This window comes from Pseudomonas sp. NPDC087358 (assembly GCF_044900785.1).
Lineage (GTDB): Bacteria > Pseudomonadota > Gammaproteobacteria > Pseudomonadales > Pseudomonadaceae > Aquipseudomonas.
Genome location: NZ_JBJDOA010000031.1, coordinates 480 through 1,124 on the forward strand (window position 1 = coordinate 480; position 645 = coordinate 1,124).

General features: G+C 53.8%; 2 protein-coding genes. Both read right to left on the bottom strand.

Going from position 1 to position 645, the window contains the following annotated elements:
* Positions 1–340 (bottom strand): 50S ribosomal protein L14 (rplN, locus tag ACI2KS_RS29585; protein WP_404624551.1); only part of this gene is annotated, 340 nt, incomplete at its 3' end.
* Positions 341–363: 23 nt separating this feature from the next.
* Positions 364–630, bottom strand: a complete 267-nt coding sequence (rpsQ, locus tag ACI2KS_RS29590) for a 30S ribosomal protein S17 (RefSeq protein WP_404624552.1) — start codon at positions 628–630, stop codon at positions 364–366.
* Between the last annotated feature and the right edge of the window lie 15 nt (positions 631–645).

The following is a 645-nucleotide window of genomic DNA, read 5'->3' on the forward strand; positions in this document are numbered from 1 at the left end:
TCTTCATGAACTTCTCAGTACGATGTTCACGGGTCACTGGCCCAAAGATACGGGTGCCGATCGGCTCTTGCTTGTTGTTCAACAGAACAGCAGCGTTGCCATCGAAGCGGATGATGGAGCCGTCTGCACGACGAACACCGTGGCGAGTGCGGACTACGACAGCAGTCATCACTTGGCCTTTTTTCACCTTGCCGCGCGGAATTGCTTCCTTGACGGTCACTTTGATGATGTCACCGATACCAGCGTAACGACGATGAGAGCCACCAAGCACCTTGATGCACATAACGCGGCGAGCGCCGCTGTTATCGGCCACATCGAGCATGGATTGAGTCTGAATCATATAATTTCTCCGACCCCTAGCCCTTAGACTTCCACAGCGCGTTCGAGGATATCAACCAATGCCCAAGACTTGGTCTTGGCCAGCGGACGGGTTTCACGAATCGTGACCTTGTCGCCGATGTGGCACTGGTTGGTTTCGTCGTGCGCGTGCAGCTTAGTCGAACGCTTAACGTATTTACCGTAGATTGGGTGCTTTACGCGACGCTCAATCAGAACGGTGATGGTCTTGACCATCAAGTCGCTGACAACACGGCCAGTCAGCGTACGGACGGTTTTATCGGCTTCAGCCATGATCACTTACCTGCC

Excerpts from the sequence above, each read along its gene's own strand:
- rpsQ (WP_404624552.1), bottom strand. The coding sequence starts at position 630 with ATGGCTGAAGCCGATAAAACCGTCCGTACGCTGACTGGCCGTGTTGTC.